Here is a 22,498-nt window from a genome sequence, read left to right on the forward strand (position 1 = left end):
GCGCTCGCGCACGTCTGAACCCCCAACCCCACCTGGAGGCTCGATGAACGACGACGCCCGGCCCGCACCGGAACCGCAGGGCATACCCCCGCACAGCGGCGCTGCCGACGAGGCGGCACGGCAGGATCCCAGCCGTCGTTCGGTGCTGTGGACCACGGCGGGCGTGGCCGGCGCCGGACTCGGCCTCGGCGCGCTGGGCGGGGGGAACGCGTCGGCGGCCGAGGCGACCGCCCCGCAAGCCCTCTCCGCCGCGGAAGCGGCCGCCGCCGCTCCCGCCCGGCGGGGCCGCACCATGGCGGGCGTCCGCTTCGAGGGACGCTCCACGATCCGGGTCGGCATCGTGGGCCTCGGCAACCGGGGCGGCAGCATGATCGACCTGTTCCTCGCCGTCCCGGGCGTCCAGGTGAAGGCGGTCTGCGATCCGGTCCGGGAGAAGGCGGAGAAGGCCGCCGCCAAGGTGACGGCCGCCGGTCAGCCCGCCCCCACCGTCTACGCCAAGGGCGAGGACGACTACGAGAACCTCTGCGAGCGCGGCGACCTCGACTTCGTCTACGTGGCGACGCCCTGGGAACTGCACTTCCCGATGGCGAAGGCGGCGATGCTGAACGGGAAGCACGTCGGCGTGGAGTGCCCGATCGCCATGCGGCTGGAAGAGCTCTGGCAGCTGGTGGACCTCTCCGAGCGCACCCGACGGCACTGCATGCAGCTGGAGAACTGTTGCTACGGCAAGAACGAGATGCGGGTGCTGCGCATGGCGCACGCGGGTCTCTTCGGCGATCTGCTGCACGGGGCGGGCGCCTACAACCACGATCTGCGCGAGCTGATGTTCGACCCCGACTACTACGAGGGCCCCTGGCGCCGGCTGTGGCACACCCGGCTGCGCGGTGACCTCTACCCCAACCACGGGTTCGGGCCGGTCGCCAACTACATGGACATCAACCGGGGCGACCGGGCCGTGAGCATCACGAGCATCGGCACCCCGGCCCTGTCGCTCGCCGAGTACCGGAAGGAGCACATGCCGGCCGGCGACCCCAGCTGGAAGGAGTCGTACATCGGGGCCGACCGGACGATCAGCCTCGTCCAGACGGCCAAGGGCCGGGTGATCCGGCTGGAGCACGACGTGTCCTCCCCGCACCCGTATTCGCGGATCAACAGCCTCGGCGGCACGCGGGGCGTGTTCGAGGACTACCCGGCGCGCATCTACCTGGAGCCCACGAACACCAACCACCAGTGGGACGACTTCACGAAGTACACCGAGTGGGACCACTGGCTCTGGAAGGAGCACGCGAACCCGCCGGGCGGGCACGGCGGTATGGACTACATGATGATTTTCCGCCTGATGCAGTGCATGCGGCTCGGGCTGGTCCCCGACTTCGACGTGTACGACGCGGCGACCTGGACGGCCCCCGTGCCATTGAGCCATCTCTCCATCAAGGCCAAGGGCGCGCCGCTGCCGATCCCGGACTTCACCCGGGGCGAGTGGAGGAAGGCCCGGCCCGGCATGGACTCCGAGAAGCCCGCGGAGTGACGGCCCCCGGGGCCCCCGGCCGAGCCGGCCCGGGGCCCCGCAGGGCGGCGGAGAAGTCCGGAAAACCGGTTGCCCCGGACCGGGACGAACAGGGAACCTTGCACGTCACCCCGTTCTTCGAGGTCCGTTCGGATCTCCGTTTCACAAGCCCTGGGACCTCATGCAGATTCGCGACCTTCCGTATTCGGATCCCGGCGACCCCGATGTCCGTTCAGGCCCACGATTCCTGTACTGGCTCGGGCGCAACCAGCTCGCGGGGCAGCTGAAGTCCCTCTCCTGGGGGCTGCTGCACCAGCTGGGCATAGCCGGTCTTCCGGTCACCGTGGGGCTCGCCGTGCAGGCCGTCATCGACCGCTCCGGGGCCCGGCTCGCCCTGGCCGGTGGCCTCATCGTGGCTCTCGGAATCCTGATCGCCGTCGGCGACACCATGCTCCACCGCACCGCCGTGACCAACTGGATCACCGCCGCCGCCCGGGTCCAGCAACTGCTCGCCCGTAAGACCGCCGAGCTGGGCTCGGCGCTGACACGGCGGGTCGCGGCCGGTGAGGTCGTCGCCGTCTCGACCGGCGACGTGGAGAAGATCGGCTGGTTCGTCGAGGCGCTCTCCCGCTTCGCGGCCGCCGCCACCGCGCTCGTGGTGATCTGTGTGGGGCTGGCCTTCTATCTCCCGTCCCTCGGTCTGATGGTGGCGCTCGCCATGCCGGTGCTCGCCCTCGCCGTGCTGCCGTTGCTGCCGCGCGCCACCCGGCGCGCCGACGAGCAGCGCGAGAAGGCGGGCAGGGCCACCGAGCTGGCCTCGGACACGGTCGCCGGGCTGCGCGTGCTGCGCGGTATCGGCGGCGAGGAGCTGTTCCTCGGCCGCTACCGCCGCGCCTCGCAGGAGGTCCGCGGGGCGGCGGTGCGCTCGGCCCGGATGTGGGCGCTGATCTCGGCGGTGCAGGTGCTGCTGCCGGGGATCCTGCTGATCTCCCTGGTCTGGTACGGGGCGACGCTGGCCCGCGACGGCCGCATCGACGTCGGCCAGCTGGTCACCGTCTACAGCGCGGCCACCCTGATGCTGTTCCCCCTGCGCCACTTCGAGGAGATCGCGATGGCGTACTCCTTCTCGCGGCCGTCCGCCCAGCGCGCGGTGCGCGTGCTGTCGCTGCGCCGCAGTGCGCGGGAGGCCACCGTCGAGGGTGTGACGCCCTCCGGTGATCTGTACGACCCGGCGACCGGGCTGATGGCTCCCCGGGGGCAGTTCACCGCCGTCGTCTGCGGCGACCCGGACGAGGCGGGGCGGCTGGCCGAACGGCTCGGCGGGCACGCGGAGACCGGCGAGGAGGACCCGGAGGCCGCGGCGAAGACTCCGTCGGTGCTGCTCGGCGGGGTCGCCCTGGACGAGATCCCGCTGGACGCCGCACGGACCGCGGTGCTGGTCCAGGACAAGGACCCGGTGCTGCTGTCCGGCACGCTCCAGGAGCTGCTGGACATCCCGGCCTCGGGCCTGGTCACCGCCGAGGCGGCGTTGGAGGCGGCGCAGTGCGGTGACGTGCTGAGCGCTCTGGCACAAGCCTCCCCCGACAACGACGGGGACCCGATGCGGACCAGGATCACCGAGCGCGGCCGGTCGCTGTCCGGCGGCCAGCGCCAGCGCCTCGCGCTGGCCCGGTCGCTGGTCACCGACCCGGAGGCGCTGGTGCTGGACGAGCCGACCTCCGCGGTCGACTCGCACACCGAGGCGCGGGTCGCCGCCGGGATCGCGAAGCTGCGCCAGGGCCGTACGACGGTGGCGTTCGCCTCGTCCCCGCTGCTGCTCGACGCCGCCGACCGGGTGGTGCTCGTCCATGAGGGCACCGTGGTCGCCGTGGGGGCCCACCGCGACCTGCTGCGCACCGAGCCCCGCTACCGGGCGGTCGTCACCCGCGAGACGGGCGACGAGGCGGCCGCCGCGAGCGCGCTGAACGGCCTCGGCGAAGTCCCCGCCATGAAGAGCAACCAGGAAATCGAGGAGAGGGCATGATCGGCGTCGCACCCCCGGCGTACGACCCCGCGGCCCCGGAGTCGGCGACGACGCTGCCCGTGGGGACGCCGACGACCGTGCGGAGTTACGTACGGAGTCTGCTGCGCCGGCACCGCAGGGCGTTCGCCGTCCTGATCACCGTCAACGCGGTGGCGGTGATCGCCTCGATCACCGGACCGTATCTGCTGGGCGGGCTGGTGCAGGACCTGTCGGACGGCGGCGCCGACCTGCGTCTGGAGCGCACCGCCGCGATCTTCGCGGTCGCGCTGGTCGTCCAGACCGTGTTCACCCGCAGCATGCGGCTGCGCGGCGCGATGCTCGGCGAGGAGATGCTCGCGGATCTGCGCGAGGACTTCCTCGTACGGTCCGTCCGGTTGCCGCCCGGGGTCCTGGAGCGGGCCGGGACGGGCGATCTGCTGTCCCGGATCACCACGGACATCGACCGGCTGGCGAACGCGATGCGCGAGGCCGTGCCGCAGTTGGCGATCGGCGTCGTGTGGGCCGGTCTGCTGATCGGCGCGATGACGGTGACCGCTCCCCCGCTGGCGCTGGCCGTGCTGGTCGCGCTGCCGGTGCTGATCGTGGGCTGCCGCTGGTACTTCCGCCGCGCCCCCTCGGCGTACCGCTCGGAGGCCGCCGGTTACGCGGCCGTCGCCGCGATGCTCGCGGAGACCGTCGACGCCGGGCGGACCGTGGAGGCGCACCGCCTCGGCGACCGCCGGGTGGCGCTGTCGGACCGGCGGATCACGGAGTGGACGGCCTGGGAGCGGTACACGCTGTTCCTGCGTTCGGTGCTGTTCCCCGTCATCAACGCGACGTACGTGACGATCCTCGGCGCGGTTCTCCTGCTCGGCGGCTGGTTCGTGCTGGAGGGCTGGCTCACGGTCGGGCAGCTGACGACGGGCGCGTTGCTGGCGCAGATGATGGTCGACCCGATCGGTCTGATCCTGCGCTGGTACGACGAGCTCCAGGTGGCCCAGGTGTCGCTGGCCCGGCTGGTCGGTGTCCGGGACATCGAGCCGGACGCGGGCGACGCGGGGGTCGGTCCGGACGGGCGCGACATGCGGGCGGACGACGTCCGGTTCGGGTACCGGGAGGGCGTCGACGTCCTGCACAAGGTGTCGCTCGACGTGGCTCCGGGCACCCGGCTCGCCCTGGTCGGCCCCTCCGGCGCGGGCAAGTCCACGCTGGGCCGGCTGCTGGCGGGGATCTACGCCCCGCGCGCCGGTGAGGTGACGCTCGGCGGGGCGGAGCTGTCGCGGATGACGGCGGAGCGGGTGCGCGAGCATGTGGCCCTGGTCAACCAGGAGCACCACGTCTTCGTCGGTTCGCTCCGGGACAACCTCCTGCTGGCCCGCGACGGGGCGAAGGACGCGGAGCTGTGGGCGTCGCTGGCCGCGGTCGACGCGGACGGCTGGGCGAAGGCTCTGGAGAAGGGGCTGGACACCGAGGTCGGCTCGGGCGGGTTCGCGCTGACTCCGGCGCAGGCCCAGCAGATCGCGCTGGCCCGTCTCGTGCTGGCCGATCCGCACACGCTGGTGCTGGACGAGGCGACCTCGCTGCTGGACCCGCGGGCCGCCCGTCATCTGGAGCGTTCGCTGGCCCGGGTGCTGGAGGGCCGCACGGTGGTGGCGATCGCGCACCGGCTGCACACCGCGCACGACGCGGATGTGATCGCGGTCGTGGAGGACGGCCGGATCAGCGAGCTGGGCAGCCACGACGAGCTGGTGGCGGCGGACGGCGCGTACGCGTCCCTGTGGCGGTCCTGGCACGGGTGAGCCCCCCGGCGGGCGGCCCGGGGATCACCGGGCCGTCCGCGTGCGGTCGGGCTGGAGGAGCTGGTCGACGGGCGCGTGGTCGTCGGTGAGGAGCCGGGCGTCCCCGGTCCAGGTGGCGAGAGCGTCGCCGGTGGCGATCCTCCAGCCGACGTCCCGGGCGTCCAGGGCTTCCTGGATCGCGGGGGCGTCGACCGGCCGGCCGGAGGCGACCACCACCAGATTGCCGCCCACGGTGGACGCGGTCGGGTCCAGCCCGATGTCCGCGGGCTTCCCGAGGATGGCGATGTGCCCGAAGGTCGCGGCGAGGGTGGCGACCTCGGCGCGGGCGAAGGCCAGCTCGCCGTGGTCGATGAGGTTGGCGACGTACAGGCCGTCCTCGGCGAGCGCCCGGCGGACGTCTCGCAGCGCCTGCGACGTCGTGAGGTGCCACGGCACGCTGACTCCCCCGAAGGCGTCGCCCACGACCAGGTCATGGCTGCCCGCGTCCAGCCTGCGCAGGCCCAGCCGGCCGTCCTCCACGGTCACGTCGATGCCGGTGGCGGTCGACGGCCCCAGGCCGAACCGGTCGCGGTCGATGCGCACGACTCCGCCGTCGATCTCGGAGACGGTACTGCGGGTCCCGGGGCGTACGGCCGCGAGGTAGCGGGGGAAGGTGAGGCCGCCGCCCCCGATGTGGTGGGCGGTCAGCGGCTCGCCCGCGGGGAAGGCGGTGTCGACCACCGAGGCGATGGCGCGCACGTACGCGAACTTCAGGTGGGTCGGGTCCTCGACGTCGACGTAGGAGTGGCTCAGGCCGTCGAGGACGAGGGTGCGGCCACTGTCCCGGTCGGGGTCCGCGACGACCTGGGCGCAGTGGTAGCGGGTCTCCGCGTCACAGCCGCCGGGGGCGAAAGCGGTGGCGAGGGAGCCCGCGACGACGGCGGCGAGCGCCACGGCCGCGGCGCGTCGCCAGTGGCGGGCCCGCCATCCGACCAGTGCGGCGCCGAGCACCAGCAGGGTGCCGAGGCCGATCAGGATGGAGCTGACGGGCAGCCGCGAGACGAGGACGAATCCGGTGAGGACGGTGCCGACGATGGCGCCGAAGGTGCCCACGCCCGACAGCCGCCCGACGACCGTCCCGGTCTCGGCGAGGCTGGTGAGCCGCAGCTTTGTCACGAACGGGGTCACCGCGGAGAGCAGCGCGCCGGGCACCAGGAGGGTCGCCGACGCGACCAGCAGGAGCAGCGCCGGCGACCACTGGGCGGTGGTGCGCAGGAGGAGCGGGGTGAGCGCGACGACCACGCCCGACACGCCGAGCGCCGGGGCGATGAGCCGGTGGGGGTCGATCTGGTCCGCGACGCGCCCGCCCAGCCAGGAGCCGAGCGCGATGGCGGTGAGGGCGACGCCGATCACCATCGTGCTGGTTTCCAGGGTGAGGCCGAGGTACGGGGCCAGCAGCCGCAGGGCGACGATCTCGACCACCAGGACCGCGGCCGATGACCCGAACACGAGGACCGCGGCGGCGCGGGGGCCCAGGCCGCGAACGCGGGGCAGGTCCTCGCCCAGGGGGGATCCGTCGGTCACGGGCGAGGGGGGTGAGGGGGGCACCGCAGCATCCTCGCACGGGGGGCGTCCGCCGAACTCCCGCTGTCCCAGGGGGCGGAGGGGCGGAGCCACCGGTCGTGCGGGACGGGAACGGGTGTTCCCGGAAAATGCGGTGCGTACCCATCGGGACGGGTGATCCCATGATCCGGTGCGCGAAGAAGACGAAACCATGACGGACGGCACCACGACCGGCGTGCCCACGACCGTGGACCGGGGGCGCTTCCCGGACGCCGTGACCCCCTGGGAGGACCCGGCCTGGCGGGCGGAGACCCTCGCCTGGGTGACCGAGGGCCTCGCCGCCCACGGGCTGACGGAGACGGGCTCCCGGAAGGTGCGTCTGCGTCCCTGGTCGGTGCTGGTGCGGCTGACCGTCGAGGGGCCGACGACCGTGTGGTTCAAGGCCGTTCCGCCCTCCGCGGCGTTCGAGGCGGGGCTCACCCAGGCTCTGGCGCGCTGGGTCCCGGAGCGGGTGCTAGCCCCGCTCGCCGTCGAGGCTCCACGCGGCTGGACGCTCACCCCGGACGGCGGCCCGGTGCTGTGGGACGTGCTGGAAGGACGCGAAGGAGGGGCCGTCGACCCCCGGTACTGGGAGGAGCCGCTGCGCCAGTACGCCGCGATGCAGCGGGCGCTGACCCCGTACGCGGACGCGATCGAGGCGCTCGGCGTGCCGACGGCCCGGCCGCGCGCCCTGCCGGCGCTGTTCGACCGGCTGGTCGCGGAGAACACCACGCTGACCCGGGAGGACCGGGCGGCGCTGGAGGGACTGCGGCCCCGGGTGGCGGACTGGTGCGAGGAGCTGGCGTCGTCGGGGGTGGCGGACTCGCTGGACCACGCCGATCTGCACGAGAAGCAGCTCTTCGCGCCCGTGGAGGGCCGGTACGCGTTCTTCGACTGGGGCGACGCGCTGGTCGGGCATCCGTTCTCCAGTCTGCTGGTGCCCGCCCTCGCGGCCCGTGAGCGCTGCGGCCCCGAGGTGCTGCCCCGGCTGCGCGACGCCTATCTGGAGCCGTGGACCGGCGGGGGCGTCACGACGGCCGGGTTGCGGCGCTCGGTGAGCCTGGCGTGGCGGCTGGCGCCGCTCGGCCGGGCCGCCTCGTGGGGGCGGATGTTCCCCGTACCGCCGGGTGGGCCGGCCGTGCCGGGGGACGCCGAGGCCGCCCACTGGCTGCGGGAGCTGTCGGTCGCCCCGCCCCTGTGAGCGGCCCCCGTTCACCCCTGTCAGGAGGCGGATGCCGGGGCGTCCGGTTAAGGATGAGAAGTGAATCACCCGGTAAACGGGGCAGGCGAGCGCAGAACCACGCAAGCCCGAGAAGGGACGCAGACCGTGGCACCACCCAGGATTCTCGTCGTCGGCGCCGGTTTCGCAGGCGTTGAGTGCGTACGCCGCCTGGAGCGCAGGCTCGCTCCGGGAGAGGCCCGGATCACGCTCGTCACACCGTTCTCCTACCAGCTCTACCTGCCACTGCTCCCCCAGGTGGCCTCCGGAGTGCTCACACCCCAGTCCGTCGCGGTGTCGCTGCGCCGCAGCAGCCGCCACCGGACCCGGATCGTGCCGGGCGGGGCGATCGGCGTGGACACGCAAGCGAAGGTCTGTGTGATCCGGAAGATCACGGACGAGATCGTCAACGAGCCGTACGACTACATCGTGCTGGCGGCGGGCAGCGTCACCCGGACCTTCGACATCCCCGGGCTGCTGGACAACGCCCGCGGGATGAAGACGCTGGCCGAGGCCGCCTACGTCCGGGACCACGTCATCGCCCAGCTGGATCTGGCGGACGCCAGTCACGACGAGGCCGAGCGGGCCTCCCGGCTCCAGTTCGTGGTGGTCGGCGGCGGTTACGCGGGCACCGAGACGGCCGCCTGCCTCCAGCGGCTGACCACCAGCGCGGTCCGGCACTATCCACGGCTGGACCCGCGGCTGATCAAGTGGCACCTGATCGACATCGCGCCCAAGCTGATGCCGGAGCTGGGCGACAAGCTGGGGCAGGCCGCCCTGGAGGTGCTCCGCAAGCGGAACATCGAGGTGTCGCTCGGGGTCTCGATCGCGAAGGCGGGACCGGAGGAGGTCACGTTCACCGACGGCCGGGTGCTGCCCTGCCGGACCCTGATCTGGACCGCCGGAGTGGCCGCCAGCCCGCTGATCGCCACCCTCGGCGCGGAGACCGTACGCGGCCGGCTCGCGGTGACACCGCAGCTGAACCTGCCGGGCGCGGACGGGGTGTTCTCGCTCGGTGACGCGGCGGCGGTACCCGACCTGGCGAAGGGCGACGGGGCGGTCTGCCCGCCCACCGCGCAGCACGCGCTGCGCCAGGGCAAGGTCCTGGCGGACAACCTGATCGCCTCGCTGCGCCATCAGCCGCTCCGGGACTACGTGCACAAGGATCTGGGGCTCGTCGTGGACCTCGGCGGCAAGGACGCCGTGTCCAAGCCGCTGGGCATCGAGCTGCGCGGGCTGCCCGCGCAGGCGGTGGCGCGCGGCTACCACTGGTCGGCGCTGCGGACGAACGTCGCCAAGACCCGGGTGATGACGAACTGGATGTTGAACGCGGTCGCCGGGGACGACTTCGTCCGGACCGGGTTCCAGTCCCGCAAGCCGGCGACGCTGCGGGACTTCGAGTACACGGACGTCTATCTGACGCCGGAGCAGATCAAGGAGCACACGGCGGCGACGGTCATCGAGCACTGAGCGGTCGGCCGTGCGCCGTCCGAGCGCGTCCCGGATGCCCCGGGGCGCGCTCGCTCACGGCTGCCGGGACAGGACCGTCTCCACGGTGTCCGCCTCCTGCGCGGTCTTGTCCTCCCGGTAGCGCAGGACGCGGGCGAACCGGAGGGTGACCCCGGCCGGGTAGCGGGTGGAGCGCTGGAGGCCGTCGTAGGCGATCTCGACGACGAGCTCCGGGCGTACCGTGACGACGTGGCCGTCGTCGTCGGTCGCCAGCTCCCCCAGCCGCTCGGTCTGCCAGTCCAGCAGGGCGTCCGTGAGCCCCTTGAAGGTCTTGCCGAGCATCGCGAACGTACCGTCGGGCCGGCGGGCGCCCAGGTGCAGGTTGGAGAGTTTGCCGGTGCGCCGGCCGCTGCCCCGCTCGACGGCCAGCACCACGAGGTCCAGGGTGTGCACGGGCTTCACCTTCAGCCAGGACGCGCCCCGGCGGCCCGCGCTGTAGGCGGCGGCCAGGTCCTTGACGACGACTCCCTCGTGACCGCGCTCCAGGGTGTCGGCGAGGAACGCGTCGGCCGCCGCGCGGGCCCCCGGGTCATCCGGATCTGCGACGAGGGCGCGCCGGACCCGCAGGTTCTCGGGGAGGAGCCGGACCAGCGCGGCGTGGCGGTCGGTGAGGGGCCGGTCGAGCAGGTCCTCGTCGCCGACGAGGAGGGCGTCGAAGAAGACCGGGACGACGGGCACGTGCGCAGCGGCTCCGGCCACGTCCCGCCGTGAGCCCACCCGGGAGGCGGTCTCCTGGAACGGCCGGGGCCTGCCGTCCTCCCCCAGGGCGATCAGCTCACCGTCGAGGACGAAACGGCCCGCGTCGAGCGCGGCGACGGCGGTGACCAGTTCGGGCAGCCGGTCGGTGATGTCGTCGAGGGTCCGGGTGTAGGCGCGGATCCGGTCGCCGTCCCGGTGGACCTGTACCCGGATGCCGTCGAGCTTCTCCTCGACCGCGCACGGGCCCAGCTTGTCGAGTGCCTCGCCCACCGAGGCGGCGGTGTGCGCCAGCATCGGCTGGACGGGCCGCCCGATGGTGAGGCGGAAGCCGGCGAGCGCCGCGGGGCCGTCGGCGAGGAGGACCCTGGCGACCTCCTGGAGCGATCCGGCGAGCATCACGGCGCGCCGGACGTCGGCGGGCGGTGCCCCGGCGGCGTGGGCCAGGGCGTCGGCGGCGACGGCGTCCAGGGCCCCCTGGCGTACCTCGCCGGTGAGCAGGGCCCGCAGGAAGCGCTGCTCGTCGGCGGTGGCGGCGGCGAACAGGGCGCGCAGCCGCTCCTGGCGCAGGGCCTGGGACCCGGGGCCGGAGATGGCGGCGAGGGCGGTCAGCTCGGCGTCGACACCGGTGACGGTGAGCGTGGGCTCGAGGGCGGGTTCCACCGGGTCGCCCAGGCTCCGCCGGCCGACGCCGATGCGGCCCTGGGGCAGCCGCCCGGCGAGGTACGGGATGACGACGGGGACGTCCTCGGGTCCGGCGTCCCGGAAGAGGCCGGCGAGGAGCGCCGTCTTGCGGGACCGGGCGGAGGTGGCAGCGACCTCCAGGGACACCTGGGCGAGCTCGGCGAGCAGCATGCTGCCATGGTGCTACGGAGCGGAGCGCGTCGCCCGCCCACGGCCTTCGGGCGTCATATGTAGTTGAGGGCGGCTGCCCCGCCCACTCCCCCGAGGACCATGAAGGCCGGCATCAGCACCTTCATCTCCACCCAGCTGCCGGCCCGGAAGCGCATGAACTTGGGAGGGCCGAGCGGGTACCAGCGCTTGCGGCCGATCGGTATGGGCCACAGGATCGGGCAGCCGGAGACGGTCAGCGCGTCACCGATGTCGTGGACCAGTGCGCCGAGCACGATGGGCAGGCCGAGCCACAGGTACTCCTGGCCGGGGGCGTCGAAGAGCCAGCCGGCCCCGTTGCCCGGCTGGTCCAGGACGCCGGCGAGGATCCAGGCGCTGGTGGCGCCGAGCAGCCAGACCAGGACGTCGCTGGAGACCCGGGCGGCCCGCCACAGCAGGCCCTCGACCGCGAGCACCAGGTGGACGAAGAGGATCGCGAGCACGGCCCAGCGCCCTCCGAAGACCGCCGCGGCGGAACAGCCGCCGCCGACCAGGACGGCCCAGAGCCAGGTGTGGGTCAGCGTCCGGTGGCCGCCGGTGCGGCGGGGGTCGGCGGCGCTCCTGGTGGCCTTGTAGACGGCGAAGGAGAGCTTGTCGACGATCTCGCAGAGGGCTTTGGAGACGGGTCCGAAGGCGCGCGAGATGGTCGCGGACTTGTGGTCGAGGTCGGGGGCGAGGGCGGCGCCCGCGCAGATCAGCGCTCCCACGACGAGGACGGGCCAGGGCATCGTGTGGCCCGCGGCGGCGGCCGCCGCGCCCACCCCCAGCCAGGCCGCTGCCCCTGACAGAGAGTGTGCCGGTCCCATCATGGTCTTTTCCCGCCCCCAGCGCTTCGTCCGCCCATCACCGGTACGGCGCGGGCAGGTTGACACCGCAGCGTATCGTCCGTGATCTTCGTGCCGTCCGCCGGTTCCCTCATCCGGGCGGAAGACAGGCAAGATGGGGGCGTGACCCTCATCGACCAGCTGCCTAAGACCCCCGACCCGGACGCCCTCTTCGAGGCCTTCTCGTCATGGACCGAGACCCAGGGCATCACCCTTTATCCGGCTCAGGAGGAGGCGCTGATCGAGGTGGTCTCCGGGGCGAACGTGATCCTTTCCACCCCGACCGGCTCGGGCAAGAGCCTGGTGGCGGCGGCCGCGCACTTCACCGCGCTGGCACAGGACAAGGTCACCTTCTACACGGCGCCGATCAAGGCGCTGGTGTCGGAGAAGTTCTTCGACCTGTGCAAGCTCTTCGGCACCGAGAACGTCGGCATGCTCACCGGCGACGCCTCGGTCAACGCGGACGCCCCGGTGATCTGCTGTACGGCAGAGGTGCTGGCCTCCATCGCGCTGCGCGACGGCAAGTACGCCGACATCGGCCAGGTCGTGATGGACGAGTTCCACTTCTACGCGGAGCCGGACCGGGGCTGGGCCTGGCAGATCCCGCTGCTGGAGCTGCCGCAGGCCCAGTTCGTGCTGATGTCGGCGACGCTCGGCGACGTCACGATGTTCGAGAGGGATCTGACCCGGCGTACCGGCCGCCCCACCTCCGTGGTGCGTTCCGCGACCCGTCCGGTGCCGCTCAGCTACGAGTACCGCTTCACACCGATCACCGAGACGCTGACCGAGCTGCTGGACACCCGGCAGTCGCCGGTCTACATCGTGCACTTCACGCAGGCCGCGGCCGTCGAGCGGGCCCAGTCGCTGATGAGCATCAACATGTGCACGAAGGAGGAGAAGGAGAGGATCGCCGACATGATCGGCGGCTTCCGCTTCACCACCAAGTTCGGCCAGAACCTCTCCCGTTACGTGCGCCACGGCATCGGGGTGCACCACGCGGGGATGCTGCCCAAGTACCGCCGCCTGGTGGAGAAGCTGGCCCAGGCGGGTCTGCTGAAGGTGATCTGCGGTACGGACACGCTCGGCGTAGGCGTCAACGTGCCCATCCGTACGGTGCTGTTCACGGCGCTCACCAAGTACGACGGCACCCGGGTGCGGACCCTGCGCGCGCGGGAGTTCCACCAGATCGCGGGCCGGGCCGGGCGGGCCGGGTTCGACACGGCCGGCTTCGTCGTGGCGCAGGCGCCCGAGCACGTCATCGAGAACGAGAAGAACGTGAAGAAGGCGGGCGACGACCCGAAGAAGAAGCGCAAGGTGGTCCGCAAGAAGGCCCCGGAGGGCTTCGTCGCCTGGTCGGAGACCACCTTCGACAAGCTGATCACCTCCGATCCCGAGCCGCTGAACTCCCGCTTCCGGGTGACCCACACGATGCTGCTCGCGGTGATCGCGCGTCCGGGCAACGCGTTCGAGGCGATGCGGCATCTGCTGGAGGACAACCACGAACCGCGCCGGGCCCAGCTGCGGCACATCCGGCGGGCGATCGCCATCTACCGCTCGCTGCTGGACGGCGGGGTGGTGGAGCGGTTGGAGACGCCGGACGCCGAGGGCCGGATCGTCCGTCTGACGGTCGACCTCCAGCAGGACTTCGCGCTGAACCAGCCGCTCTCCACGTTCGCGCTGGCCGCGTTCGACCTGCTGGACGCCGAATCCCCTTCGTACGCGCTGGACATGGTCTCGGTCGTCGAGTCGACGCTGGACGATCCCCGGCAGATCCTCGCCGCGCAGCAGAACAAGGCGCGCGGCGAGGCCGTGGGGCAGATGAAGGCGGACGGGGTCGAGTACGAGGAGCGGATGGAACTGCTCCAGGACGTCACCTACCCGAAGCCGCTGAGCGAGCTGCTGTGGCACGCCTACGACGTGTACCGCACGAGCCATCCGTGGGTGAACGACCACCCGGTGTCGCCGAAGTCGGTGATCCGGGACATGTTCGAGCGGGCCATGACCTTCACGGAGTTCACCTCGCACTACGAGCTGGCCCGGACCGAGGGCATCGTGCTGCGGTATCTGGCGAGCGCGTACAAGGCGCTGGAGCACACGATCCCGGACGACGTGAAGTCGGAGGACCTCCAGGACCTGATCTCCTGGCTCGGCGAGATGGTGCGCCAGGTGGACTCCAGCCTGCTGGACGAGTGGGAGCAGCTGGCCAACCCCGAGGTGGAGACCGCCGAGCAGGCCCAGGAGAAGGCGGACGAGGTCAAGCCGGTCACGGCCAACACCCGCGCCTTCCGGGTGCTGGTGCGCAACGCGATGTTCCGCCGGGTGGAGCTGGCCGCGCTGGACCGGGCGGGCGCGCTGGGCGAGCTGGACGGCGACTCCGGGTGGGACGAGGACGCGTGGGGCGAGGCGCTGGACGCGTACTGGGACGCGCACGAGGAGATCGGGACCGGTCCCGACGCGCGCGGTCCGAAGCTGCTGAAGATCGAGGAGGACCCGGCGCACGGGCTGTGGCGGGTCTGGCAGGCGTTCGCCGACCCGGCGGGCGATCACGACTGGGGCATCCAGGCCGAGGTGGATCTCGCGGCGTCCGACGAGGAGGGCCGGGCGGTCGTCCGGGTCACCGAGGTCGGTCAGCTGTGAGGGCACCCCTGAGAGACGAGTGGAGAGGTACGGCATGACGAACCCGGCCGAGCGCCTGGTCGACCTGCTCGACCTGGAGCGGATCGAGGTCAACATCTTCCGCGGCCGCAGTCCCGAGGAGTCCCTGCAACGGGTCTTCGGCGGGCAGGTCGCGGGCCAGGCGCTGGTGGCTGCGGGCCGCACGACGGACGGGGAGCGGCCGGTGCACTCGCTGCACGCCTACTTCCTGCGGCCGGGCCGTCCAGGAGTGCCGATCGTGTACCAGGTGGAGCGGGTGCGGGACGGCCGGTCCTTCACCACCCGGCGGGTGACGGCCGTCCAGGAGGGCCGGACGATCTTCAACCTGACGGCGTCGTTCCACCGCCCCGAGGAGGCGGGCTTCGAGCACCAGCTGCCGCCGGCCCGGATCGTCCCGGACCCGGAGGAGCTGCCGACGGTCGCCGAGGAAGTGCGCGAGCACCTCGGCGTGCTGCCGGAGGCGCTGGAGCGGATGGCCCGGCGGCAGCCCTTCGACATCCGTTACGTCGACCGGCTGCGCTGGACGAAGGACGAGATCAAGGACGCGGATCCGCGGAGCGCGGTGTGGATGCGGGCGGTGGGCCCGCTGGGCGACGACCCGCTGGTGCACACCTGCGCGCTGACGTACGCGAGCGACATGACGCTGCTGGACGCGGTCCGCATCCCGGTGGAGCCGCTGTGGGGTCCGCGCGGCTTCGACATGGCCTCGCTGGACCACGCGATGTGGTTCCACCGGCCGTTCCGGGCGGACGAGTGGTTCCTGTACGACCAGGAGTCGCCGATCGCCACGGGCGGCCGGGGGCTGGCGCGGGGCCGGATCTACGACCGTTCGGGTCAGCTGCTGGTGTCGGTGGTGCAGGAGGGGCTGTTCCGGCGGCTGACGAGCGACTAAGGGCTGTCCCGTAATTCCCGGTGGATAAGCGCGCGGCGTCAGATGCGGTGCATCGCAAGGCGGAGGGACGTCCGCATACTGGATGTATGTGGACGTTCCGACAACGCGGCGAGGTGCCGTAGCTGTCGTCGCGCGCCCGCCGGGAATTGCGGGACAGCCCTTGGAGCACGGTTCTACGTGCCGGGCAGCGGGTCCTGGTCGACCTCGTGGCGGCGGGTGCGGATGTCCGGCGGCGCCGGGTGCAGCTTGGCGTCGCAGGACGGTCCGAGGCCGGCCCGGCGCGAGTCGGTCCCGGTGAGGGGCCGGCCGCAGAGGCGGCAGCGGACGAGGCGGCGGCCCCGGTGCTGCTCGCCTTCGTCGGCGGGGCCCGGGGCGGCGGCTCCGGCGGCACCGGGCAGCGGTTCGGGAAGGGCGTCGGGAATCTCCACACGCCGATCCTGCCAGTACGGCATCGCGGCCGGCGCCTTCGCCGGGGCGGTCCCGGGAGTCCCCGAGCCGGTCCCAGCAGCGCCGGAGAGGCTCTTCCGTCCCCGGTGTACCGCCTGGATGCCGACCTCGCGGCCGTCGGACAGCGCGTAGTCGGGCACTCCCGCTCCGGGTGCGCGACGCGCGTCCGGGCGCCGGGACCGGGTCCCGCGCCCGGTTTGCCGAACGGGGGCGGGGCCGTGTTACTGGAGTGAGCCCCCGGGGCCCTCGGGGCCACCGGCCGGGTGAAGCGCCGTTCGACGGGGCCGGGAGCCGCGGAGGTACCGGAATGGACATGATCCACATCCGCGCGGTGAGCCCGCCGGACCTGACCGACGAGGTCGTCGGCCTGCTCTCGGGCGACCCCTGCGTGCTCAATCTCATCGTCCAGCGCGATGTCGCGCGCCGTCCGGACGGCGACTCCATCGCCTGCGACGTGCTGACAGGGGCGGCGAACGACGTGCTGCACCGCTTGCGCGCCGTCCGGCTGGACCAGCGTGGATCCCTCGTCATCGAGCCGGTCGACATGGCCTTCTCCGGCGCCGCCACCGAAGGGGGACAGCGCGAGCTGGGGCCGCTGAGCCGGGCCCCGGTCTGGGAGCAGGTCGAGGCGCGCATCAGATCCGGCGGGCGGTACCCGCCGAGCTTCTTTCTCTATCTGGTCGTCGCCGGGCTGATCGGTTCGGTCGGCATCGTCACCAACTCGCAGATCCTGATCGTGGCGGCGATGGTCGTCGGGCCGGAGTACGGCGCCATCGTCAGCGTGGCGCTGGGGATCGACCGGGGCCATCGGGCCATGGTGCGCAGCGGGCTGGCCGCCATGGGGGCCGGTTTCCTCCTCACCATCGTCACCACGTTCCTCTTCGCCCTCCTCGTCCGCGGTTTCGGGATGCAGTCGGAGGCCTTCGACCGGGGTCTGCGCCCCGTCTCCCATCTCATCAACACACCGAACTTCTTCTCGGTCGCCGTCGCGACCCTGGCCGGGATCGTCGGGATCGTGTCACTCACCGAGGCCAGGAGCAGCGCCCTGCTCGGCGTGTTCATCTCCGTGACGACGATCCCGGCCGCGGCGGACATCGCCGTCTCCACGGCGTTCACCAGTTGGTCCGACGTACGGGGCTCGGCCATCCAGCTCGTGGTGAACATCCTGGTGCTGATCGTGGTGGGCACGGCCACGCTCAAGGCCCAGCGGGCGATCTGGCAACGGGTCGGACTCCGGCGTGACCGTGGCCGCCGACTCGCGGAAGAGGCCTGACGGACTGCCGTGGAGAGCCTGACGGGCTGCCGAAGAGACCTGACGTACTCCGGAAGGATCACCTCGGGGACCGGGAAGCCGCGGCGCCGCCGGGCCCCCGGGGCGGGGAGGCGTCTTCGACCGGGCGATCGCACGCTCGCGGAGTCGTACCCGGACCGCGACGAGTTCGATCAGCGGGCGCCGGCCGACGCGGTGGCCTCGGCGCGGCTGCCGGCGGACGTCCCGGGAGGCCGCGCGAACGGTCCTCCGGGGCCGGGCGGCTGACCTTCCGCACCGAAGGGCGTGTCCCCGGCGGTGGCCGGGCGTCCCGGTCCGCCGGTGCGTGGTATCCCGGCGTGAACCCGTGCCCCGCCCCCTTCCCCAGCCGGGGATCTTCACGCCGAGGAGTTCCACCTATGCCGGCCACGTCTCCGGGCACACCCGTCGCGGCGCCGGAGGACCCGTACGCACCGGTCCGCACGCGCGGGTACGCGGGGCTGCTGCTGATGGCGGCCGTTCTCGGGGTGCCGGTCTCCGCGGTCGCGTTCGGATTCCTGGCCCTGGTCTCGGAGCTCCAGTCGCTGACGTACACGGAGCTGCCGCGGGCGATGGGCTTCGAGGAGACGCCGTCGTGGTGGCCCGTACCGCTGCTCGGCGTCGCGGGTCTCCTGGTCGGCCTCACCATCCGCCGGCTGCCGGGCGGGGGCGGGCACCGGCCGGCGGACGGGCTGGTGTCCACCGGCGCCCCGGCCGCGGCGGATCTGCCCGGCATCGTCCTGGCGGCGCTGCTCTCGCTGGGTGCGGGCGCCGTGCTCGGGCCGGAAGCACCCCTGATCGCGCTGGGCGGCGGGCTGGCCGTCTGGGCGGCGGGGCGCGTCAAAGGGGACCTGACACCGCGGGCGCGGTCCCTGGTCGGGGCCTCGGGGAGCTTCGCCGCGGTGAGCGCCCTGCTGGGATCCCCGCTGCTGGGCGCCTTCCTGCTGATGGAGGTGTCGGGGCTGGCCGGGCCGATGCTGGGCGTGGTGCTGGTCCCCGGGCTGCTCGCCGCGGGGATCGGCGCGCTGATGTTCACGGGGCTGGGTTCCTGGACGGGCCTGGGAACCTACTCGCTGACGTTGGGCGAGGTGCCGTCGCCGGCGCCCCCCGACATCGCGGGGTTCGGGTGGGCGCTGGTTCTCGGTGTCGTAGCCGCCTTCGCCGGCGCGGGCATCCGCCGGCTCTCGCTGGCTCTGCGGGATCGCGTGGAGCGGCGGACGGTGGTGGCCACGGCGGTGATGGGGCTGGTCATCGGCGGGCTCGCGCTGGCGTACGCCGAGACGTCCGGCAAGGACGGTTCCGAGGTGCTGTATTCGGGTGAGCACGAGCTGGGCCATCTCCTGTCCGGGAGCGCGGGGTATTCGGTCGGTGCGCTGGTCCTGCTCATCGTCTGCAAGTCCTTCGCCTACTGCGCCTCGTTGAGCTGTTTCCGGGGCGGCCCCGTCTTTCCCGCGATGTTCGTGGGCGCGGTGGGGGGCATCGCGCTGTCCCATCTGCCGGGTCTGGATCTCACCGCGGGGTTCGCGATGGGCGTCGGGGCCATGTGCGTGGCGATGCTGCGGCTGCCGATGACCTCGGTGCTCCTGGCGACGCTCCTGCTGGGCAAGGAAGGTCTCACCGTGATGCCCCTGGTGATCGTGTCGGTGGTGGTGGCGTACGTGGTCACCCTCCGGTTGACACCGGCGCCGGTCGCCGGACCGCGGCCGGAGACCGGGTGACCTCACGCGCGCCCGGTGTCGGGCGGCGCGTCCGGGTAGGGGAGGGAGACCGTGGGAAATGACGTTTCGCCGGGGTGGAGCACCCGTGCACCCTGGAGGAAAGAGCCTCCGCCGCGGGCCGTACGGTGCCTTGCGACCCCTGCCCTGTGAAAGGACCCCCGCGCATGACCGAGATCGTCCATGTGTCCGCTCCCGAGCTGGTCACGTACGCCGACGACCTGGCCGGCCTCCTGGCCGAGACCGTCGACGAGGGGTCCTCGGTGGGCTTCCTCGCCCCGTTGGACCGGGAGACGGCCGCCGCCTGGTGGCGCGAGCGGGCCGGCGACGTGGAGACGGGGCGGATCGGCATCTGGATCGCACGTGAGGGCGGTCGGGTCTCCGGGACGATCGCCCTGGTCCGCGCTCCGCTGCCCAACGCCCGGCATCGCGCGGAGGTCGCCAAGCTCATGGTCCGGCCCTCCGCGCGCGGCCAGGGGCTCGGCGGGGCTCTGCTGTCCGCGGTCGAGGCGTACGCGGCGACCGAGGGCATCACACTGCTGATCCTGGACACCGAGAGCGGCAGCCTGGCCGAGCAGGTCTACTGCCGGGCGGGCTGGACGAAGGTCGGGAGTGTGCCGGGATACGCGGCGGATCCGGCGGGCAGCCTCAAGCCGACCACTTTCTACTACAAGGAGCTCGCCGCTCCGTGAGCGGCGGGCGGCACCATGGGCACCACCACGCACTGATCAGGGAGAGTTTCATGACGCTGCACGACATTCCGCTGCGCACCCTCGCGGGCGAGCCGACCACACTGGGCGCGTACAGCGGCCGGGCCGTCCTCTTGGTGAACGTGGCCTCCAAGTGCGGTCTCACTCCGCAGTACGAGGGCCTGGAGCGGCTGCAGCAGAACTACGGGGACCGGGGCCTGACCGTGCTCGGCGTCCCGTGCAACCAGTTCGCCGGGCAGGAGCCGGGCAGCGCGGAGGAGATCCAGACCTTCTGCTCGACGACGTACGGGGTCACCTTCCCGCTGCTGGAGAAGATCGACGTCAACGGTGCGGACCGGCACCCGCTGTACGTGGAGCTGACGAAGCTGGCGGACGCGGACGGGGAGGCCGGGGACGTCCAGTGGAACTTCGAGAAGTTCCTCATCTCGCCGGCCGGTGAGCCGGTGGCCCGGCTCCGTCCGCGCTCCGAGCCCGAGGCCACGGAGGTCGTGGCGGCGATCGAGGCGCAGCTGCCGGGCTGAGCACGGGGACGGGGGCGGTCCGGGACCCGTACGTTCCGGACCGCACCCGTCCTGTCGCGGCTAGGGCGTGTTTCGAAAGTATCGTCGTCCGCCCGGAGGGCGGGCCGAGCAGGCGAGAATTTCGAAACACGCCCTAGCGGATCGGCATGCCCGACAGCGTGCGGGCGATCACCAGGCGCTGGATCTCGCTGGTGCCCTCGAAGATGGTGTAGATGGCCGCGTCGCGGTGCATGCGCTCGACCGGGTACTCACGGGTGAAGCCGTTGCCGCCGAGGATCTGGATCGCCTGCGCGGTGACGTCCCGGGCGGTCTCGCTCGCGTACAGCTTCGACATGGAGCCCTCGGCCGAGGTGAACGGCTTTCCGGTGGCGGCCATCCAGGAGGCGCGCCAGACCAGCAGCCGGGCCGCGTCGATCCGGGTGCGCATGTCGGCGAGCTGGAAGGCGATGCCCTGGTTGTCGATGATCGGGCGGCCGAACTGGCTGCGGGTCCTCGCGTAGTCGAGGGCGACCTCGTAGGCCGCGCGGGCGGTGCCCACGGCCATGGCGCCGACGGCGGGGCGGGAGGCCTCGAAGGTGGCCATCGCCGCGTTCTTGACGCGCTCGCCGCCGGCCCTGGCGCGCTCCCGCGCCCGGGCGAGGCGCTCGTCGAGCTTCTCCTTGCCGCCGAGCAGGCAGTGTCCGGGGACGCGGACGTCCTCCAGGACCACCTCGGCGGTGTGGGAGGCGCGGATGCCGTGCTTCTTGAACTTCTGGCCCTGGGAGAGGCCGGGGGTGTTCGGCGGCACGATGAAGGAGGCGTGGCCCTTGGAGCCGATGTCGGGGTCGACGACGGCGACGACGACGTGGACATTGGCTATGCCGCCGTTGGTCGCCCAGGTCTTGGTGCCGTTGAGGACCCACTCGTCCTTGGCCTCGTCGTAGACGGCCCGGGTGCGCATCGAGGCGACGTCCGATCCGGCGTCGGGCTCGGAGGAGCAGAAGGCGGCGACCTTCACGTCGTCGGCGTCGCCGTACATCTGCGGGATCCAGGTGCCGATCTGCTCCTCGGTGCCGTTGGCGAGGACGCCGACGGCCGCCAGGCCCGTACCGACGATCGACAGGGCGATGCCCGCGTCGCCCCAGAAGAGCTCTTCCATGGCCATGGGGATGCCGAGGCCCGTAGGGTCGAAGAACTGCTGGGCGTAGAAGTCCAGGGAGTAGATGCCGACCTTGGCCGCTTCCTGGATGACGGGCCAGGGCGTCTCCTCGCGCTCGTCCCACTCCGAGGCGGCGGGGCGGATGACGTCCGCGGCGAAGCCGTGGAGCCACTCCCTGACCTGCTTCTGGTCGTCGTTGAGATCGAGCGTGAACTCGGCCATGTTCCCCTCCAGGCACTGCGGCGAAAACCATATGTTACTTGCGGTAACCACAGTCTGTTACCGACAAGTAGGTACTGTCAACCATCACGGAGCCGATCAGGCGTCCGGCCTGCGGAGTGTTACGTTGCGCGGGCGTGCACAGGCAGAGGCGGTGCGACGGCACCACGTGGCCAGGGGTGGGAGAGACGACATGGAGACCGCACGAAGCGCCGAGCGACAGCGGACCGCGGCCGAGCGCCGTCGCCGCGAGTTGCTGGAAGCGGCGGACCGGGTGGTGCTCAGGGACGGACCGCAGGCCTCGATGAACGCCATCGCCGCCGAGGCCGGGATCACCAAACCCATCCTCTACCGCCACTTCGGGGACAAGGGCGGCCTCTACCGCGCCCTCGCCAAGCGCCACACCGACGCACTGCTCAGCGCCCTGCGAGCCGCCCTGGACGCGCCCGCCGACCGGCGCGAGCGGGTGGAGTCCACGCTCGACACCTATCTCGCGGCGATCGAGGCCCGCCCGCAGGTCTACCGCTTCCTGATGCATCCCGCCGACGGTGCCGCCGCCGACACGGCCCCCTCCCCCGAGCAGGGCTTCGACGTCGGCCGGCACTCCGCCCCGCTGCTGCGCCGCCTCGGCGAGGAGCTGGGCCAGGTGATCGCCGAGCGGGTCGACCTGGGCCCGGACAGCGAGCAGACGGCACGCATCTGGGGGCACGGGATCGTGGGCATGATGCACGCCGCGGGCGACTGGTGGCTCGGCGACCGGCCCTGCTCCCGCGAACGGCTGGTGAGCAGCCTCGCCGATCTGCTGTGGGGCAGGCTCGCGGAGACGGGCGACCTCCAGGGCGGCCCGGGGTTCTGACCCGCGCGGTCGCCGGAGCGCGGCGGGGT

The 22,498-nt window shown here is 72.4% G+C and carries 17 protein-coding genes; 12 read left to right on the forward strand and 5 right to left on the reverse strand.

All coding sequences use genetic code 11. The features are described from left to right. The first annotated feature begins 43 nt into the window (after positions 1 to 43). The 3 genes from PSQ21_RS02770 to PSQ21_RS02780 all read left to right on the forward strand — a co-directional run bounded on the left by PSQ21_RS02770 (position 44) and on the right by PSQ21_RS02780 (position 5,308). On the forward strand, positions 44 to 1,528 hold the full coding sequence (locus PSQ21_RS02770; RefSeq protein WP_274028797.1) for a Gfo/Idh/MocA family protein: 1,485 nt from the start codon (positions 44 to 46) through the stop codon (positions 1,526 to 1,528). Between the two features lie 160 nt (positions 1,529 to 1,688). Continuing rightward, entirely contained in the window at positions 1,689 to 3,530 is a 1,842-nt protein-coding gene (locus PSQ21_RS02775) for an ABC transporter transmembrane domain-containing protein (RefSeq protein ID WP_274028798.1), read from the forward strand. Then, positions 3,527 to 5,308 (forward strand): ABC transporter ATP-binding protein, encoded by a 1,782-nt coding sequence (locus PSQ21_RS02780; protein ID WP_274028799.1) that lies wholly within the window; start codon positions 3,527 to 3,529, stop codon positions 5,306 to 5,308. The genes PSQ21_RS02775 and PSQ21_RS02780 overlap by 4 nt, the downstream gene beginning before the upstream one ends. 24 nt (positions 5,309 to 5,332) lie before the next feature. On the opposite strand, the gene PSQ21_RS02785 is transcribed toward PSQ21_RS02780, so the two are convergent. Next, a complete protein-coding gene (locus tag PSQ21_RS02785) occupies positions 5,333 to 6,895 on the reverse strand; it encodes a fused MFS/spermidine synthase (RefSeq protein WP_397990868.1) in 1,563 nt (520 codons plus the stop codon). A 166-nt stretch (positions 6,896 to 7,061) separates the two neighbouring features. Between PSQ21_RS02785 and PSQ21_RS02790 the strand changes: the two genes are divergently transcribed. Then, positions 7,062 to 8,090 carry a phosphotransferase gene (locus tag PSQ21_RS02790; RefSeq protein WP_274028801.1) on the forward strand — a complete coding sequence of 343 codons (1,029 nt, stop codon included), beginning with the start codon at positions 7,062 to 7,064 and terminating at the stop codon, positions 8,088 to 8,090. A 126-nt stretch (positions 8,091 to 8,216) separates the two neighbouring features. Then, a complete protein-coding gene (locus tag PSQ21_RS02795) occupies positions 8,217 to 9,578 on the forward strand; it encodes an NAD(P)/FAD-dependent oxidoreductase (protein WP_274028802.1) in 1,362 nt (453 codons plus the stop codon). Positions 9,579 to 9,632: 54 nt separating this feature from the next. Here the strand turns inward: PSQ21_RS02795 and PSQ21_RS02800 are convergent, their stop codons facing one another. Together PSQ21_RS02800 and PSQ21_RS02805 are read right to left on the reverse strand one after the other, a co-directional pair. Continuing rightward, the gene (locus tag PSQ21_RS02800) at positions 9,633 to 11,168 is read right to left on the reverse strand and encodes an ATP-dependent DNA ligase (RefSeq protein WP_274028803.1); all 1,536 of its coding nucleotides are present in this window, start codon (positions 11,166 to 11,168) and stop codon (positions 9,633 to 9,635) included. Between the two features lie 53 nt (positions 11,169 to 11,221). Next, entirely contained in the window at positions 11,222 to 12,013 is a 792-nt protein-coding gene (locus PSQ21_RS02805) for a metal-dependent hydrolase (protein WP_274028804.1), read from the reverse strand. Positions 12,014 to 12,151: 138 nt separating this feature from the next. On the opposite strand from PSQ21_RS02805, the gene PSQ21_RS02810 reads away from it, so the two are divergent. Continuing rightward, a complete protein-coding gene (locus tag PSQ21_RS02810; protein WP_274028805.1) occupies positions 12,152 to 14,665 on the forward strand; it encodes a DEAD/DEAH box helicase in 2,514 nt (837 codons plus the stop codon). Positions 14,666 to 14,699: 34 nt separating this feature from the next. Continuing rightward, positions 14,700 to 15,575, forward strand: a complete 876-nt coding sequence (locus PSQ21_RS02815; RefSeq protein ID WP_274028806.1) for an acyl-CoA thioesterase — start codon at positions 14,700 to 14,702, stop codon at positions 15,573 to 15,575. 173 nt (positions 15,576 to 15,748) lie between these two features. Here PSQ21_RS02815 and PSQ21_RS02820 read toward each other — a convergent pair whose 3' ends face one another. Beyond that, positions 15,749 to 16,003: a DUF6011 domain-containing protein gene (locus PSQ21_RS02820; RefSeq protein ID WP_274028807.1), complete on the reverse strand. Its 255-nt coding sequence runs from the start codon at positions 16,001 to 16,003 to the stop codon at positions 15,749 to 15,751. 326 nt (positions 16,004 to 16,329) lie between these two features. Between PSQ21_RS02820 and PSQ21_RS02825 the strand changes: the two genes are divergently transcribed. The 4 genes from PSQ21_RS02825 (at position 16,330) to PSQ21_RS02840 (ending at position 20,256) form a co-directional block, all read left to right on the forward strand. Then, positions 16,330 to 17,295: a DUF389 domain-containing protein gene (locus PSQ21_RS02825; protein WP_274028808.1), complete on the forward strand. Its 966-nt coding sequence runs from the start codon at positions 16,330 to 16,332 to the stop codon at positions 17,293 to 17,295. Positions 17,296 to 17,690: 395 nt separating this feature from the next. After that, on the forward strand, positions 17,691 to 19,028 hold the full coding sequence (locus PSQ21_RS02830) for a chloride channel protein (RefSeq protein ID WP_274028809.1): 1,338 nt from the start codon (positions 17,691 to 17,693) through the stop codon (positions 19,026 to 19,028). 164 nt (positions 19,029 to 19,192) lie between these two features. Beyond that, on the forward strand, positions 19,193 to 19,717 hold the full coding sequence (locus tag PSQ21_RS02835; RefSeq protein WP_274028810.1) for a GNAT family N-acetyltransferase: 525 nt from the start codon (positions 19,193 to 19,195) through the stop codon (positions 19,715 to 19,717). A 50-nt stretch (positions 19,718 to 19,767) separates the two neighbouring features. Further along, a complete protein-coding gene (locus tag PSQ21_RS02840; RefSeq protein ID WP_047175513.1) occupies positions 19,768 to 20,256 on the forward strand; it encodes a glutathione peroxidase in 489 nt (162 codons plus the stop codon). Between the two features lie 133 nt (positions 20,257 to 20,389). Here the strand turns inward: PSQ21_RS02840 and PSQ21_RS02845 are convergent, their stop codons facing one another. Continuing rightward, positions 20,390 to 21,616, reverse strand: coding sequence for an acyl-CoA dehydrogenase family protein (locus tag PSQ21_RS02845; RefSeq protein ID WP_274028811.1), 1,227 nt, complete (start codon positions 21,614 to 21,616; stop codon positions 20,390 to 20,392). A gap of 190 nt (positions 21,617 to 21,806) precedes the next feature. On the opposite strand from PSQ21_RS02845, the gene PSQ21_RS02850 reads away from it, so the two are divergent. After that, complete coding sequence (locus PSQ21_RS02850; protein WP_274028812.1) at positions 21,807 to 22,469, forward strand: TetR family transcriptional regulator; 663 nt, start codon at positions 21,807 to 21,809, stop codon at positions 22,467 to 22,469. Positions 22,470 to 22,498 lie beyond the last annotated feature (29 nt).

The organism is Streptomyces sp. MMBL 11-1 (genome assembly GCF_028622875.1).
Lineage (GTDB): Bacteria > Actinomycetota > Actinomycetes > Streptomycetales > Streptomycetaceae > Streptomyces.